Origin of the sequence: Mesorhizobium sp. M8A.F.Ca.ET.207.01.1.1 (assembly GCF_004794715.1) — a bacterium.
In the GTDB taxonomy this organism is placed as follows: domain Bacteria; phylum Pseudomonadota; class Alphaproteobacteria; order Rhizobiales; family Rhizobiaceae; genus Mesorhizobium.
On the sequence record NZ_SRUS01000500.1, the window covers coordinates 1 to 296 of the forward strand.

General features: G+C 59.8%; 1 protein-coding gene. It reads left to right on the forward strand.

Annotation, left to right across the window (positions count from 1 at the left end; all coding sequences use genetic code 11):
• The coding region (locus EN850_RS35555) for an aminopeptidase P family N-terminal domain-containing protein (RefSeq protein ID WP_189591353.1) at positions 1-296 on the forward strand (296 nt) is incomplete at both ends.

Genomic DNA, 296 nt, shown 5'->3' on the forward strand with positions numbered 1-296 from the left:
ATGGAATGTCCGGGCCGAGAGCATTCCTCTCAAGATCCACACGTATCACCAGCTTACCGAAGCGGGCAAGGTCTGCGCTGAAGTGATGCGATCGCTTGGGCTGGATCGGGGGCGCGTCGGAATGGAGCTCGACCTTTTTGGAATGACGGCCCGCGACGCCATGGAGCTACAAGAGCTACTTCCGAACATCGAGGTTGTGGACGTCTCCCGTCTGATTCTCACTGTGCCGGACATCAAGGCGGCAGAGGAGATCGCCGTCATGCGAAAGGCGATGAAGGGGACGGAGGCCGGCGTTG